Origin of the sequence: Piscinibacter sp. HJYY11 (genome assembly GCF_016735515.1) — a bacterium.
In the GTDB taxonomy this organism is placed as follows: domain Bacteria; phylum Pseudomonadota; class Gammaproteobacteria; order Burkholderiales; family Burkholderiaceae_C; genus Rhizobacter.
On the sequence record NZ_JAERQZ010000001.1, the window covers coordinates 684,505 to 698,511 of the forward strand.

At 67.0% G+C, this 14,007-nt stretch carries 13 protein-coding genes; 9 read left to right on the forward strand and 4 right to left on the reverse strand.

All coding sequences use genetic code 11. From position 1 onward, the window contains the following. Positions 1 to 2 precede the first annotated feature (2 nt). The 8 genes from JI745_RS03100 (at position 3) to JI745_RS03135 (ending at position 9,355) form a co-directional block, all read left to right on the forward strand. Positions 3 to 1,376: an aspartate aminotransferase family protein gene (locus tag JI745_RS03100; protein WP_201803660.1), complete on the forward strand. Its 1,374-nt coding sequence runs from the start codon at positions 3 to 5 to the stop codon at positions 1,374 to 1,376. Positions 1,377 to 1,483: 107 nt separating this feature from the next. Continuing rightward, a complete protein-coding gene (locus tag JI745_RS03105; RefSeq protein WP_404932839.1) occupies positions 1,484 to 2,587 on the forward strand; it encodes a polyamine ABC transporter substrate-binding protein in 1,104 nt (367 codons plus the stop codon). A gap of 18 nt (positions 2,588 to 2,605) precedes the next feature. Then, positions 2,606 to 3,694, forward strand: a complete 1,089-nt coding sequence (locus JI745_RS03110) for an ABC transporter ATP-binding protein (protein WP_201803662.1) — start codon at positions 2,606 to 2,608, stop codon at positions 3,692 to 3,694. Then, positions 3,691 to 4,620, forward strand: coding sequence for an ABC transporter permease (locus JI745_RS03115; protein WP_201803663.1), 930 nt, complete (start codon positions 3,691 to 3,693; stop codon positions 4,618 to 4,620). The genes JI745_RS03110 and JI745_RS03115 overlap by 4 nt, the downstream gene beginning before the upstream one ends. Next, positions 4,617 to 5,450, forward strand: a complete 834-nt coding sequence (locus JI745_RS03120; RefSeq protein ID WP_201803664.1) for an ABC transporter permease — start codon at positions 4,617 to 4,619, stop codon at positions 5,448 to 5,450. The genes JI745_RS03115 and JI745_RS03120 overlap by 4 nt, the downstream gene beginning before the upstream one ends. Positions 5,451 to 5,494: 44 nt before the next feature. Further along, positions 5,495 to 6,892: a DUF3138 family protein gene (locus JI745_RS03125; protein ID WP_201803665.1), complete on the forward strand. Its 1,398-nt coding sequence runs from the start codon at positions 5,495 to 5,497 to the stop codon at positions 6,890 to 6,892. Positions 6,893 to 6,908: 16 nt separating this feature from the next. Then, complete coding sequence (locus JI745_RS03130) at positions 6,909 to 8,405, forward strand: aldehyde dehydrogenase (RefSeq protein ID WP_201803666.1); 1,497 nt, start codon at positions 6,909 to 6,911, stop codon at positions 8,403 to 8,405. A 20-nt stretch (positions 8,406 to 8,425) separates the two neighbouring features. Next, complete coding sequence (locus JI745_RS03135; RefSeq protein WP_201803667.1) at positions 8,426 to 9,355, forward strand: DMT family transporter; 930 nt, start codon at positions 8,426 to 8,428, stop codon at positions 9,353 to 9,355. On the opposite strand, the gene dusA is transcribed toward JI745_RS03135, so the two are convergent. Continuing rightward, positions 9,311 to 10,258, reverse strand: coding sequence for a tRNA dihydrouridine(20/20a) synthase DusA (gene dusA, locus JI745_RS03140; RefSeq protein WP_236674888.1), 948 nt, complete (start codon positions 10,256 to 10,258; stop codon positions 9,311 to 9,313). The two genes, JI745_RS03135 and dusA, sit on opposite strands and share 45 nt — an antisense overlap. A gap of 106 nt (positions 10,259 to 10,364) precedes the next feature. After that, positions 10,365 to 10,595: a DUF3606 domain-containing protein gene (locus JI745_RS03145; RefSeq protein ID WP_201803671.1), complete on the reverse strand. Its 231-nt coding sequence runs from the start codon at positions 10,593 to 10,595 to the stop codon at positions 10,365 to 10,367. Positions 10,596 to 10,685: 90 nt separating this feature from the next. Between JI745_RS03145 and JI745_RS03150 the strand changes: the two genes are divergently transcribed. Beyond that, positions 10,686 to 11,744, forward strand: coding sequence for a mechanosensitive ion channel family protein (locus JI745_RS03150; protein ID WP_201803673.1), 1,059 nt, complete (start codon positions 10,686 to 10,688; stop codon positions 11,742 to 11,744). Here the strand turns inward: JI745_RS03150 and JI745_RS03155 are convergent. Both JI745_RS03155 and JI745_RS03160 read right to left on the reverse strand, forming a co-directional pair. Next, positions 11,713 to 13,065, reverse strand: coding sequence for a class II fumarate hydratase (locus JI745_RS03155; RefSeq protein ID WP_201812313.1), 1,353 nt, complete (start codon positions 13,063 to 13,065; stop codon positions 11,713 to 11,715). The genes JI745_RS03150 and JI745_RS03155 overlap by 32 nt on opposite strands. Before the next feature lie 85 nt (positions 13,066 to 13,150). Continuing rightward, positions 13,151 to 13,969: an alpha/beta fold hydrolase gene (locus JI745_RS03160; protein WP_236674889.1), complete on the reverse strand. Its 819-nt coding sequence runs from the start codon at positions 13,967 to 13,969 to the stop codon at positions 13,151 to 13,153. Positions 13,970 to 14,007: the final 38 nt, after the last annotated feature.

The window sequence follows — 14,007 nt, forward strand, 5'->3', positions numbered from 1 at the left end:
CCATGACCCGCACCACGAAAGATTGGCAGGCCGCCGACGCCTCGCACTACCTGCATCCCTTCACCGACTTCAAGTCGCTGGCCCGCAAAGGCTCGCGCATCATCACGCGCGCCGACAACATCTACCTCTGGGACAGCGAAGGCAAAAAGATCCTCGACGCGATGTCGGGCCTGTGGTGCGTGAACGTCGGCTACGGCCGGCGCGAGCTGATCGATGCGGCCACGAAGCAGCTCGAAACCCTGCCCTTCTACAACTCCTTCTTCCAGACCACCACGCCGCCGGCGATCGAACTCGCCGAACTGCTGGCGCAGGTGACGCCGCCGCAGTTCAAGCATGTGTTCTTCAGCGGCTCGGGGTCGGAGGGCAACGACACCATCGTGCGCATGGTGCGTCGTTACTGGGACCTGAAAGGCCAGCCACAGCGCAGCGTCATCATCAGTCGCCACAACGCCTACCACGGCTCCACCATGGCCGGCGCCTCGCTGGGCGGTATGAGCGGCATGCACGAACAAGGCGGCCTGCCCATCCCCGGCATCGTGCACATCGAGCAGCCGTTCTGGTTCGAGAGCGACCGGACGCTCAGCCGCGACGAGTTCGGCCTGAAGGCCGCGCGCGCGCTGGAGGCGAGGATCCAGGAGATCGGCGCCGACAAGGTCGCCGCGTTCATCGGTGAGCCCATCCAGGGCGCCGGCGGCGTGATTGTGCCGCCCGCCACCTACTGGCCCGAGATCCAGCGCATCTGCGACCAGCACGGCATCCTGCTCGTGTCAGATGAGGTGATCTGCGGCTTCGGCCGCACCGGCCAGTGGTTCGGCTGCGAGACCTTTGGCTACACCCCCGACCTCATGACCTTCGCCAAGGGCGTGACCTCGGGCTACATCCCGCTCGGCGGCGTGATGGTCGGCGAGCGTGTCGCCAAGGTGCTGATCGAGGAAGGCGGCGAGTTCAACCACGGCTACACCTATTCGGGTCACCCGGTGGCCTGCGCGGTGGGCCTGGCGAACATCAAGCTCGTGCAGCGCGAAGGCCTGGTCGAGCGCGTGCGCACCGAGATCGGGCCCTATCTCGCCGAGAAGTTCGCCGCGCTCGCCGACCACCCGCTCGTCGGCGAAGCCCAGACCTGCGGAATGATGGGCGCGCTGCAGCTCGTGAAAGACAAGGCCTCGGGCGAGATGTTCGACGGCAAGCTCGAGGTCGGCATGGTCTGCCGCGCGCACTGCTTCGGCAACGGTCTCATCATGCGCGCCGTCGGCGACCGCATGATCGTCGCGCCGCCCCTCGTGATGACCAAGGCGCAGATCGACGAGATGGCCGCGCTGATCAGGAAGTGTCTCGACCTGACACAACAGGAGTTGAAGCAACGCGGATGGTGGTAAGGCCGCGGTAACTGGCACGGGGTTTGCCTCTAGAGCGCCCCATGGATGCGCTGCCTAGACTCGCGCAGCAAACAGATCCCAACATCAAGGAGAGAGCGATGAAGCGAATGGCTGGTGTGGTGGGTGCGGTGATGGCGGCAACGGCCCTGATCTGGGGCACGGCAGCCACGGCGCAGGAGGAAGAAAAAGTCCTCAACATCTACAACTGGTCCGACTACATCGCCGAAGACACGATCCGGAACTTCGAGAAAGAGACGGGCATCAAGGTCCGCTACGACAACTTCGACAACAACGAGATCGTCCACGCCAAGCTGGTGGCAGGCAAGACTGGCTACGACATCGTCGTGCCCTCCTCGCACTGGGCCAAGCTGCAGATCGACGGCGGCCTCTTGCGCAAGATCGACCGCAGCCTGATCCCCAACTACAAGAACCTCGACGCCGACGTGCAGGCGCAGCTCGCCAAGCTCGACCCGGGCAACCAGTACATGGTCAACTGGCTGTGGGGCTACACCACGGTGGGCATCAACGTCGACAAGGTGAAGGCCGCGCTCGGCAGCACGCCGATGCCCGACAACGCCTGGGACCTCGTCTTCAAACCCGAATACATCAGCAAGCTCAAGAGCTGCGGCGTCTCCTTCCTGGATTCGCCCACCGAGGTGGTGCCGGCCGCCCTCTACTACCTGGGCAAGCCCGCCTACAGCAAGAACGCCGCCGACTACCAGGCCGCGGCCAACCTGCTGAAGACCATCCGCCCCTACGTCACGCTCTTCAGCTCGTCGGGCTACATCAACGACATGGCGGGCGGCTCGATCTGCGTGGCGCTCGGCTGGTCGGGCGACATCAACATCGCCCGCCAGCGCGCCATCGACGGCAAGACCGGCCAGAAGATCGAGGCCCTGCTGCCCAAGACCGGCGGCCTGCTCTTCTTCGACGTGATGGTGATCCCGAATGACGCCGCCCACCCCGGTAATGCGCACAAGTTCATCAACTACATCTTGAAGCCCGAGGTGCACGCGTCGCTCACCAACAAGGTGTTCTACGCCAACCCCAACAAGGAATCGAAGAAGTTCATCAAGCCCGAGGTGGCGAACAACCCGACGGTGTTCCCGCCCGAGTCGGAGATGAAGAAGATGTCGGCGCCCGATGCGATCGCCAACGATCTGCGGCGCCTGATGACACGCACCTACACCTCGTTCAAGACCGGCCTCTGATTCCCCGGAGGCGCCGGCATGGCATTCCTGCAAATTCAGCAGGTGGTGAAAGACTTTGACGGCGTCAAAGCCGTCAACGACGTCAGCCTCGACATCGAGAAGGGCGAGATCTTCGCGCTGCTGGGCTCCTCGGGCTGCGGCAAGACCACGCTGCTGCGCATGCTGGCCGGCTTCGAGACACCGACCACCGGCAGGATCGTCCTCAACGGTCAGGACCTCGCCGGCCTCGCGCCCTACGAGCGGCCGCTGAACATGATGTTCCAGAGCTATGCGCTCTTCCCCCACCTCACGGTCTGGGACAACATCGCCTTCGGCCTCAGGCGCGACCGCCTGCCGAAAGACAAGATCGCCGCCCAGGTCGACGACATGCTCAAGCTCGTGCAGCTCGGCAAGTACGCCAAGCGTAAGCCGCACCAGCTCTCCGGCGGCCAGCAGCAGCGGGTGGCGCTCGCGCGCAGCCTCGCCAAGAAACCGCAGCTGCTGCTGCTCGACGAGCCCCTCGGCGCACTCGACAAGAAGCTGCGCGAAGAAACCCAGATCGAGCTCGTCAACATCATCCACAACGTGGGCGTGACCTGCGTGATGGTCACGCACGACCAGGAAGAGGCCATGACCATGGCCACGCGCATCGGCATCATGAGCGAGGGCCGCCTCCTGCAGGTGGGGGTGCCGGAAGAGGTGTACGAGACACCTGCCACCCGCTTCGTGGCCGACTTCATCGGCAACGTCAACCTGATGGACGGCACGCTCACCGTCGACCAGCCGGACCACGTGGTGATCACCTGCGACGGCTGCACCCATTACGTGGGGCACGGCATCACCGGCACCGAGGGCATGCCGGTCACGGTGGCAGTGCGGCCCGAGAAGATCCGCCTCGACGCCGCGCCACCCGCCAGCCCCCACAGCCCGCACAACCAGGTGCAGGGCACGGTGAAGGACATGTCGTACTTCGGCAGCTACACCGTCTACCACCTGCTGCTCGCGAACGGGAAACAGCTCAAGGTCAGCGAGAGCAACACCGAGCGCCATTACGACCTGCCGATCGCGCGGGGTGACAGCGTGTGGGCGCACTGGTCGCCCACCGCCCAGGTGGTGCTCACCGCATGAAGCTCGCGACGCGCCTGCACGCACTGGCGCGGGGTCGCAGCGCCGTGATCGGCCTGCCCTATCTCTGGCTGTTCGCGTTTTTCCTGCTGCCCTTCCTGGTGGTGCTGAAGATCAGCGTCTCCGAGATGGAGACGGTCCACTTCAAGGACCTCATCACCTTCAAGGACGGCACCCTGCAGTTCGCCATCCAGCTGCGCAACTACCTCTTCATCGCCGAAGACGACCTCTACTTCAAGACCTACCTGTCGAGCCTCAAGTACTCGGCCATCGCCACCGGCTTGTGCCTCTTCTTCGGCTACCCCTTCGCCTACTTCATGGCGCGTGCCAGGCCCACCGTGCAGCCCGCCCTGCTGCTGCTGGTGATGCTTCCCTTCTGGACCTCGCTGCTGCTGCGCGTCTACGCCTGGAAGGGTCTGCTCAGCGACCACGGCTGGGCGCACACGCTCATCACCGGCCTCGGGCTCGACCACGGGCTCGTGGCGCTCGGTCTCATTGCGTCACCGGGGCAGCTCCTGAACTCGCCCTTTTCGCTCGTGCTGGGCATGAGCTACACCTACCTGCCCTTCATGGTGCTGCCCCTCTACGCGAACCTCGCCAAGATGGACCTGCGACTGCTCGAAGCGGCGGCCGACCTCGGCGCCACCGCCTGGGTCGCGTTCTGGAAGGTGACGGTGCCCCTGTCCAAGGCCGGCATCATCGCCGGCAGCATGCTCGTCTTCATCCCCTGCGTGGGCGAGCTCGTGATCCCCGAGCTGCTGGGCGGCCCGCAGACGCTGATGATCGGCCGCGTGATGTGGGACGAGATGTTCAGCAACAACGACTGGCCGATGGCGTCCGCCGTGGCCGTGGTGATGGTGCTGCTCATCATCGTGCCGCTCGCGCTCTTCAGCAAATACCAGGCTGAGGCGCAGGAGGCCCGTCGATGAACGGCCTCAACAAATGGTTCGGCCGCGGCTGGCTGTCGGCCTGCTACCTCTTCCTCTACCTGCCGATCGCCGCGCTGGTCATCTACTCGTTCAACGACTCGCCCATCCCCAACCTGTGGCGGGGCTTCACGCTGCAGTGGTACACGCAGCTCCCCGAGGACCGCGAGCTGCTCGCCGGCTTCTGGCTCTCGATCAAGATCGCCTTCTTCACCGCCTGCGGCTCGGTGGTGCTGGGCACGCTGGCCGCGTTTGCGCTCGTCAAGTACCGGCGCTTCCCCGGGCGCACGCTCTTTTCGGGCATGGTGAGCGCACCGCTCGTGATGCCCGAGGTGATCATCGGCCTGTCGCTCTTGCTCACGCTGGTGTCGGTGCAGCGCATGGTCGGCGTGCCCGAGCGCGGCATGCTCACCATCTGGATGGGCCACATGCTGCTCGGGCTGGCCTACGCCACGGTCGTCATCCAGGCGCGCCTGCGCGACCTGAACCCGCAGCTCGAAGAAGCCGCGATGGACCTCGGCGCCCGCCCCTGGCAGGTCTTCACGCTCGTCACGCTGCCGATGATCGCGCAGTCGCTGCTGTCGGCCTGGCTGCTCACCTTCACGCTGTCGCTCGACGACGTGGTGCTCTCCGCCTTCCTCTCGGGGCCGGGTGCGACCACCATGCCGCAAGTCATCTTCTCGCGCGCCCGCCTGGGCCTGAGCCCGAGCATCAACGCGGTGGCCACGCTGGTCGTGCTCGTCGTTGCCATCGCCGTCGCGTTCGCCAGCTGGCTGATCGCGCGCCACGAGCGGGAGCGCCAGCGCGAGATGGCCGAAGCCTATCGATCATGAGTTCCTGAAGACGTCCCCACCCTGCAGCCACAAGGAGAGAACCGATGAAGAACAACAACCGGCACCTGAGCGCCCTGGCCCTGGCACTGCTCGCCGCCTTTCCGCTGGGCGCGACGGCACAGTCCATCGACGAGTTGCGGCGCGAGCAACGGGCGTTGAAGGAGAAGGTCGATGCACTCGAGAAGAAGCTGAAGGACGCCGAAAGCAAGCCGGCGACCGGCGGCATGACCGAGCAGGAGAAGCAGGACTTCAACCGCATCGCCATCAAGACCGAAGCGCTGGAAGACAGCCAGGAATCCATGGGCTTCCGCCTGCTGAAGATCAGCGGCCAGATGGACCCGAGCTTCATCTACAACAAGCTGCAGCGGCGCTCGGGCTTCCAGTTCCTGAACAAGGTGGAAGACGGCGGCTACAACTACGACAACTCCTACTTCGGCATGGCCATCCTCGACTTCCAGAAGGAGCTGGAAGGCGGCACCAAGTGGCGCTTCACGCTCGCGCCCAACCGGGGCGTGGGGTCGGTGTTCGATGGCAACTCACCGGTCCACGAAGCCTCGGTCTCCATTCCGCTGTCCGACCTGCAGACCCGCTTCATCGCCGGGCAGATTCCCGACTGGTCGGGCTACGAGTACCTGCAGCCCACGCTCAACAAGCTCATCACGCACAACCTGCTGTTCGACTTCACCCTGCCCACTGCCTACACCGGCGCGGGCATGGAGATCGTGCGCGGCAAGTGGATCTACAAGGGCGTGGTCGCCAACATGAACAAGAGCATGCGCGACCAGCGCGAGCGCTCGCCGGTGTTTGCCTACCGGGTGGACTACTCGCGCGGCGAGTTCCAGGGCTTCGGCTTCGCGGGCACGCACGGCAAGGCGGCCAACTTCACCGAAAACATCGTCGACGGCCTCGGCGAGCCGATCCCGCAGCGCGACTCGACGGTGCACCTCTTCGAGTTCGACGCCTATTTCATCCGCGGCGACTGGACGGCCCAGGCCCAGCTCAGCTACGGCATGCAGCGCAAGGCCGCGATCAGCGTCGACCCGGTGACGGGCGACCTGCGAGACGCGCGCTGGTGGGGCATCTCCACGCTGGCGGCCCACAAGTTCACGCCGCGCTTCGAGGGCATCCTGCGCATGGACTACCTCAACAACCGCAAGAACGGCGGCGGCCTGCTGGGCTACACCGCGTCTGACGACCGCAACGGCATCGGTCCCGGCTGGACCGACGACGGCACCGGCACCTGGACGCAGAACGACACGGAGAAAGGCACCAACCGCTTTGCCCTTTCCATGGGCGTGGGCTACCTCTTCAACCTCAACACCACGCTCAAGGCCGAGTACCGTATGGACCGCGCCACCGAGGCCGTGTTCCTCGACGCCAAGAACGGCGGCTACAAGAAGACCAACCACCTGATCGGCCTTGGCGTGGTGGTGAGTTTCTGACCTGCCTGGAGTGCCGATGAACCGACCGCAACCCGACTGGCATGCCCGCGCCGCGGCCATCTCGTACGACGGTCGGGCCTTCATCGGCGGCCAGCGCGTGCCGTCGGTGGATGGCGAAACCTTCGGCTGCGTCTCGCCGATCGATGGCCGCACGCTGACGCAGGTCGCCCGCGGCCGGCAGCGCGACGTCGATGCTGCCGTCGCCAGCGCCCGCCAGGCCTTTGCCGATGGCCGTTGGTCGACACAAGCCCCGGCCGCGCGCAAGCAGCTGCTGGTCCGCTTCGCCGAGAAGATCCACGCCGCCCGCGAAGAGCTGGCGCTGCTGGAGACGCTCGACATGGGCAAGCCCATCCAGTACAGCCTGTCGGTCGACGTGGCACTCGCGGTGCGCTGCATCGGCTGGTACGGCGAGGCCATCGACAAGGTCTACGACGAGGTCGCGCCGACGCCGCACAACGCGCTCGCGCTCATCACGCGCGAGCCCATGGGTGTGATCGGCGCCATCGTGCCCTGGAACTACCCGATGATCATGGCCGCCTGGAAGCTCGGGCCGGCGCTGGCGGCGGGGAACTCAGTCGTGCTGAAGCCGAGCGAGAAATCGCCGCTCACGGCATTGCGACTGGCCGAGCTGGCCATCGAGGCCGGCCTGCCCGAAGGCGTGTTCAACGTCGTGCCCGGCTACGGCCACGAGGCGGGCGAGGCGCTCGCGCTGCACATGGACGTCGACGCCATCGGCTTCACCGGCTCCACCCGCGTGGGCCGCAAGATGCTCGAGTACGCCGGCCGGAGCAACCTGAAGCGCGTCTACAACGAGCTCGGCGGCAAGTCGGCCTTCGTCGTGTTCCCCGACTTCGATGACCTCGAGCGCGCCGCCAAGACCGTGGCCGGCAGCATGTTCTTCAACCAGGGCGAGTCGTGCAACGCGCCCTCGCGCGTGTTCGTGCACGAGAGCATCGCCGACGACTTCGTGAAGGTCGTCGCCGGCACGGCACCCGCGCACCAACCGGCCGACCCGCTCGATGCGAAGACCGAGATGGGCGCCCTCGTCGACGACACGCAGCTCAAGACGGTGCTCGGCTACATCGAGGCCGGCCGCCGCGAAGGCGCGAAGATCGTCGCCGGCGGCGAGCAGGCCCGCGCCGAGACCGGCGGCTTCTACGTGCAGCCCACCGTGTTCGACGGCGTGGCCAACGGCATGAAGATCGCCCGTGAAGAAATCTTCGGCCCGGTGCTCTCGGTCATCCGCTTCAAGACCGAGGAAGAAGCCATCGCCATGGCGAACGACTCCAGCTACGGCCTGCAGGCCAGTGTCTGGAGCAGCAACCTCAACCGCGCACACCGCGTGGCCCGCGCGCTGCGGGCCGGCACCGTGCACGTGAACCAGTACGACGAAGACGACATCACCGTTCCCTTCGGCGGCTACAAGCAGAGCGGGAACGGACGCGACAAGTCGCTGCATGCGTTCGACAAGTACACCGAGCTCAAGACCACTTGGATCCGCATCGACAGTTGATGCCGCATCATCGCGGCCTCATGTCGCAACGCCCTCCCGTCTACGCCTACTTCTTCCTCGCCAGCTCGATGGCACTCGTCGGCAGCTACGTCGCGCTGTCGAAGACGCTGGTGCTGGTCTTCCCCATCTTCCTGCTGGCCTGGCTGCGCTTCGGCATTGCCGCCGTGGCGATGGCCTCGTGGGTCAAGCGCTCGCCCACCGAGGCACCGCTCAGCCAGCACGACCGCGTGCTGCTCTTCTTCGAGTCGTTCTTCGGCAACTTCCTGTTCTCGATCTGCATGCTCTTCGGCGTGTCGATGACTTCGGCGCTCGCGGCCGGCGTGATCATGGCGGCCATCCCGGCGATGGTGGCGCTGATGTCGTGGGTGGCATTGCGCGAGCGCATCACCGCGCAGGTCGCGGCGGGCATCGCCTGTGCGGTGGGCGGCATCGCGCTCGTGTCGCTGGCCAAGCATGAAGGCGCGGCGAGCGGCACCTCGCTGCTCGGCAACGTGCTGCTCTTCTGCGCCGTGGCCTGCGAGGCCAGCTACGTGGTCATCGGCAAGAAACTCACGGGCCAGGTCTCGGCCAAGCGCATCAGCGCACTCGTCAACCTGTGGGGCCTCGCGCTCGTCACTCCATTCGGCCTGTGGCAGGCGATGCGCTTCGACTTCGGCGCGGTGGGCGGGCCGTCATGGACGCTCCTCGTCTTCTACTCGCTGGCTGCGAGCATGATCACCGTCTGGCTGTGGATGACCGGCCTCAAGCACGTGCCAGCCTCGTCGGCCGGGGTGTTCACCGTCTTCCTGCCGGTGAGCACGGCGCTCGTCGGGGTGATCTTCCTCGGTGAGCGTTTCGATGCGCTGCAGGTCGGCGCGTTTGGGCTGGCGCTGCTCGGCGTGGTCCTCGCGACCTGGCCGCGCCACTCAGGCCGCGACGGCCGCAGCGCCGCGCCGGTGCGCGAGCTCTGACACGCGCTGCGGCGCTTCGCCCTTGAGCCGGTGGTCCGACCACACCTGGCGCCACTTGCGCGCGCCGGGCGTGCCGTTCCACAGGCCAAGCATGTGGCGCGAGGCATGCGACCACGGCACGCCGGCGGCCTGCAGCCGGCCCATGTAGGCCACCATGCGCGACTCGATCTCGGCGCGGTCGAGCGCGGGGTGCTCGTCGCCGAAGTAGCGCGCGTCCCAGTCGGCCATCACCCAGGGGTTGTGATAGGCCTCGCGGCCGAGCATCACGCCATCGAGGTGCGCGAGTTGCTCGTCGATCTGCTCGCGCGTCGTCACGCCGCCGTTGAGCACGATGGTGAGCTGCGGAAAGTCGCGCTTGAGCCGATGGACCATCTCGTAGCGCAGCGGCGGGATCTCGCGGTTCTCCTTCGGGCTCAGGCCCTTGAGCCACGCGTTGCGCGCGTGCACGATGAAGACTTCGCAGCCCGCCTGCGCGATGGTGCCCACGAAGTCGCGCACGAAGTCGTAGCTCTCGTTCTGGTCGATGCCGATGCGGTGCTTGACCGTGACCGGCAGGCTTACCGCATCGCGCATGGCCTTCACCGAGTCGGCCACCAGCTGTGGCTCGTTCATCAGGCAGGCGCCGAATGCGCCGCGTTGCACACGCTCGCTGGGGCAGCCGCAGTTGAGGTTGACCTCGTCGTAGCCCCACTGCTCGGCGAGCTTCGCGCACCGGGCCAGGTCCTCCGGCTCGCTGCCGCCCAGTTGCAGCGCGACGGGGTGCTCCTCGTCGTTGAAATCCAGATGGCGCGGCACGTCGCCATGCAGCAGCGCACCGGTGGTGACCATCTCGGTGTACAGCAGGGTGCGGCGCGTCAGCAGACGGTGGAAGTAGCGGCAATGCCGGTCCGTCCAGTCCATCATCGGCGCGACGGACAAGCGCCAGGGGGAAAAGCTCGATTGATCAGCCATAAAGCGCGTGGGCGCCACGGCGGCGCCCCACGCGCATTTTCGCAGGGAATGCCGAGCCTCAGCCTGGCCGGTCGCCGCTCGCCTTCAAGGCCTGCTTCGTGCGCTCGGCATTCGTGGTGCTGCGGCTGCCCTTGAGGTGCTCCTCCACGTCGGAGGCGCGGTCGCCCACGGCCTGCACGGCCTCCTTGATCTGCGCTTCCGAGGCATCGAGCTTCTTCGCCCATTGCTGCAGGTCGGCGTCACGCTGAACGTCGATGCGTTGGTCGGGGGAGTTGGTGTTGCGATCCATTTGTCTCTCCTGGAAAGGTGAAGGTGATCACCGTTGCCGGCAAACACCATTCCGCTCCTTGAGCGGCACCCGGTTTGCCCAGGCCGCCACATGAACATCGACCTGCTCGGCCCGTGGGGCCAGTTCGCGCTCGTGGTGCTGGCGATCGTCGTGGTGTCGCAGCTGGTCCATCGGCTGATGCTGCCGGTGGTGCGGCGGCTGGCCGGCTACTCGACGCTCTTTCGCGCCATCATCAGCCGCTGCGACCGGCCCATGCAGTGGCTGGTGCCGCTGATCGCCATCCAGGTGGCGCTGCAAGGCCTGCCGGAAGACCTGCGCGGCCTGTCGAGCGTGCAGCACCTGACGAGCGTGCTCATCATCTGCGCGACCTCGTGGACGCTGATCGGCGTGTTGCAGGGCCTGGCCGATGGCGTCATCGCGCTGCACCCGGCCACCGTCAGCGACAACCTCAGCGCGCGGCGCGTGCACACGCAGACACGCGTGCTGTCGCGTATCGCCAGCACCGGCGTGCTGATCGCCGGGTTCGCCTTCGTGTTGATGACCTTCCCGCGCGCCCGGCAATTCGGTGCGAGCCTGCTGGCGTCGGCCGGTGTGGCCGGCCTGGTGGTCGGGCTTGCGGCGCGCTCAGTCTTCAGCAACCTGCTGGCGGGCCTGCACATCGCGCTCGCGCAGCCCATCCGCATCGACGACGCCGTCACCATCGAGGGCGAGTTCGGCAACGTGGAGGAGATCACCGCAACCTACGTGGTCGTGAAGATCTGGGACGAGCGGCGGATGATCGTGCCGCTCGGGTGGTTCACCGACCACCCCTTTCAGAACTGGACGCGCCAGGGCTCCAACCTGCTCGGCAGCGTGCTGCTGTGGGTGGACTACAGCCTTCCGGTGGAGGCCGTACGCGCAGAGGCCAAGCGACTGTGTGAAGCATCCGCCCTCTGGGACAAGCGGGTGTGCAGCGTTGCCGTCACCGACGCCAACGACCGGGCGATGCAGGTGCGCGTGCTGGTGAGCGCGTCCAACTCGGGCGCCAACTTCGACCTGCGCTGCGAGCTGCGCGAGAAGCTCATCGCCTTCGTGCAGCGCGAGTTCCCGCAGACGCTGCCCCGGCTGCGCGCCGAGCTCAGTCGGAGCCCGTCAGCTTCGCCGGGTTGAGCAGCTCGGCCAGGCGCTCACGGCCGAGGTCGGTCTTTTCCGCCGCCACGTCGAGGATGGGGCGGCCTTCCTTGTAGGCCTGCTTGGCGATCTCGGCCGCGCGCTCGTAGCCGATCAGCGGGTTGAGCGCCGTCACGAGGATGGGGTTGCGCGACAGCGCCTCCTGCAGCCGCTGCTCGTTCACGGTGAAGGTGGCGATGGCCTTGTCGGCGAGCAGCCGGCTCGCGTTGCCGAGCAGCGTGCTGCTCTCCAGCAGGTTGCTCGCGATGAGCGGCAGCATCACGTTGAGCTCGAAGTTGCCCGACTGGCCGGCCACCGTGATGGCCGCATCGAGGCCGATCACCTGCGCCGCCACCATCGTGGTCGCCTCGGGGATCACCGGGTTGACCTTGCCGGGCATGATCGACGAGCCCGGCTGCAGCGCCTGCAGCTCGATCTCGGCCAGGCCGGCGAGCGGGCCCGAGTTCATCCAGCGCAGGTCGTTGGCGATCTTCATCAGCGACACCGCCACACGCTTGCACGCGCCCGACACCGCCACCGCCGTGTCCTGCGAGCCCATGGCCGCGAAGAAGCTGTCGGCCGGGCGGAACGGCAGGCCGGTGAGCGCTGTCAGCTCGGCCGCGAAGGCCTGCGAAAACTGCGGATGCGCGTTGACCCCGGTGCCCACCGCCGTGCCGCCCTGCGCGAGCTGCAGCAGTGCCGGCATCAGGCCGCGCAGCTGCTCCGCGCCTGCCTCGACCTGATGCGCCCAGCCTTGCAACACCTGGCTCATGCGCACCGGCATCGCGTCCATCAGGTGTGTGCGGCCGGTCTTCACATGCGCATGCACCGTGGCCGATTTCTGCCGCGTCACCTGCACCAGGTGGTCGAGGGCGGGCAGGAGGTGGCGGTGAAGTTCCAGCGCGGCGCTCAGGTGCAGCGCGGTCGGGATCGCATCGTTGCTGCTCTGCCCGGCGTTGACGTGGTCGTTGGGGTGGACCGGCGCGCCAAGCCGGCGGCTCGCGAGCGTGGCGATCACCTCGTTCGCGTTCATGTTGCTGCTGGTGCCCGAGCCGGTCTGGAAGACGTCGATCGGGAAATGACTGCGCAGCTCGTCGTCGTCCATGGCCTGCAGCTGCTGGCACGCGGCGCCGATCGCGTCGGCAATGGGAGGCGGCAGCTGGCCGAGCTTGCGGTTGGCCTGCGCGGCCGATTGCTTCACCAGCACGAGCGCGCGGATGAACGCGGTGGGCATGCCGCGGCCGCTGACGGGAAAGTTGTCGACGGCACGCTGCGTCTGCGCGCCGTAGAGCGCCTCGGCCGGCACGGCCAGCGTGCCCATGCTGTCGTGCTCGGTTCGAGTGGGAGAGCGGGTGGTCTTGGCGGTCACAGTCGGGCTCCTTCGGGTGCGTCGACTGTGAACCGTATCAGGTGGAGTGGCGTGCCGGTTGCGGCGATACCGGTGAGCCGGGCGTGGTCTTGAAGAGCCACTTGCCCGCGCCCTGCGGCTCGAACGGCCGCCACTGCCCCGGCGTCTGCGCCAGGCGGTCGGCCACCACGTAGAGCGCGAGCGGGTTCATGCCCAGGCCGAAGTGGCTGGCGTGGATGCCGATGTTCTCGGTCAGCGGCGAGGCTTCGTTCAGGCTGCAGCGCCACGAGACCACGCCATCGGTGCGCGAATAGACCGAGGTCGTGGGCACCGGCGGCGCCTGGCGCACGCGGTCGATCAGCGGGTCGGCCTCGCTCAGCGTGTGGCCGCTGAGGAATTCATACAGGCGCCACGCGTTGTTGGCCCGCGGGTGGCCGCTGAAGGGCGTGCCGAGGGTGATGACGCAGCGCGTGTGCTGGGGCACTTCCTTCGCGATCTCGCGGGCATAGATGCCGCCCAGGCTCCAGCCGACCAGGCTCACCGCTTCGCCATGCTTTTGCGCCAGCATCTCGGCGCGTTCGCGGCAGCGCTGCAGCACGCCTTCGCGCGGGCCGAGGTTGAAGCCCTGCTCCCATTCGTACGGTGTGTAGCCGCGCGAGCGGAGGAAGGTGCGCAGCGGCAAGGTGGTGATGTCGGGGGCGCTGAGGCCGGGGAAGACCAGCACGGGGTGCCCGTCGCCGGCCGGCAGGCGGCTGTAGAGCGGCGCGGCGGCAATGCTCGCGGCCAGCTCCCACGGCGCCCGCCCCTCCATCAGCAACAGCAAGGCACTGGGGGCCTTGGGATCGGTCGGTTGGTCGGCAGGCAAGTCGGAAGGCATGGCGTGCAAGAGGCGCAAGCAGCGTGGGCAACGAACCG